This is a genomic window from Clostridioides sp. ZZV14-6345, from assembly GCF_020657775.1.
GTDB lineage: Bacteria > Bacillota > Clostridia > Peptostreptococcales > Peptostreptococcaceae > Clostridioides > Clostridioides difficile_D.
In genome coordinates, this window is the sequence record NZ_JAGWCX010000145.1 from 1 (window position 1) to 1,480 (window position 1,480).

Genomic DNA, 1,480 nt, shown 5'->3' on the forward strand with positions numbered 1-1,480 from the left:
ATGAACTGGAACCCTATTTTTGGACAAATTTTTAAACCACTCCAAAAATAGGTTTTTTTATTCTCTTTTTTCAAATATAATAAAATTAAAAACGAGGAAAATATATGAAAAAATATTATTCAGAAGATGTCATAAAACTTTTAATAAAAAATATAAATATAGAAAAAATGACCAACAATTCTATTGTTTTTACAAAAGAATTTAAACTACATGCTGTTAGAGAAAATCTTGAAAAAGGTAGATTTCCAAAAGATATATTTTTAGAAGCAGGTATTGATTTAAAAATAATAGGATTTGATAAACCAAAAGATTGTCTTAGAAGATGGAGAAAAATCTACTTAAAACAAGGCGAAGCCTCTCTTGTATCTAAATCAAGTAGAGAATTAAATCTAAAAAAGAAAACAAATATAAAAGATGAGTTAAAACGAGCAAAAGCGAGAATCAAATATCTTGAAATGGAAAATAATTTTTTAAAAAAGATAGATGCTCTGGAAAGGACAGTGATAAAATAAATAAAATTTATGGAAATGATAAATATATTGTAATAAAAAATACCTTTGAACAATGCATAAAATTAAACAAAGAGGATTATTCTTTACCTAAAGTAACAATAAAAGAACTTTGTAAAATAGCTAATGTAAGCCGTTCTGGCTACTATCATTGGTTAAAGCGATATAATGGTTTAGATAAGGATTTTAATGACTATACTTTAATAAAAAATGTCTTTGAATCAAAACATAAAAAGGCTGGATGGAGAGTAATAAAGATGGCTCTTGAAACTGATAACATAATAATGAATCATAAGAAAATAAAAAGAATAATGAAAAAATATAAATTAATGACAAAGGTTAGAAGAAGGAATCCATATAAAAATATTGCCACTGCAACTAAAGAGCATAGAGTAATGAAAAATATTTTAAAAAGAAACTTTACACAAAGCAAACCTTTAAAAGTTTTGCTTACAGATATTACCTATTTACACTATTCAAATGGAAATATAGCGTATTTAGGTGCAGTAAAAGATGTTGCAACAAGAGAAATACTTTCTTATCATATCTCTCAAAATTTATCTATGGATTTAGGTCTACGACCAATTAAAGATATAAGTGATAAGTATTCAAAAAATGATTTGGAAGGTTGTATAATTCATTCTGACCAAGGAATTCATTATACATATCCAGAATTCATATGTGCATGTAAAAAAGCTAATTTAATACAGTCTATGTCAAGAAAAGGAAATTGTTTGGACAATGCTCCAATGGAGTCATTTTTTGGTCATTTAAAAGATGAAGTTGATTATAGAATGTGTAGAACCTTTGATGAGGTAAAAAATCTTGTATCAAATTATATAGAGTATTATAATAATAAAAGAAAACAATGGGGATTAAAAAAGATGACTCCTGTACATTACAAGAATCATCTTATGGTTTCATAATCATTCCGTGGTTTTTTAACTGTCCGATATAAAGGTCTCAGTTCA

Annotated in this window: 2 protein-coding genes; both read left to right on the top strand. The window is 25.8% G+C overall.

The features are described 5' to 3' along the window. The first annotated feature begins 104 nt into the window (after positions 1 to 104). Positions 105 to 512, top strand: a complete 408-nt coding sequence (locus KGF39_RS19320) for an HTH domain-containing protein (RefSeq protein WP_227823558.1) — start codon at positions 105 to 107, stop codon at positions 510 to 512. Positions 513 to 610: 98 nt separating this feature from the next. Continuing rightward, entirely contained in the window at positions 611 to 1,435 is an 825-nt protein-coding gene (locus KGF39_RS19325) for an IS3 family transposase (protein ID WP_227823559.1), read from the top strand. Positions 1,436 to 1,480 lie beyond the last annotated feature (45 nt).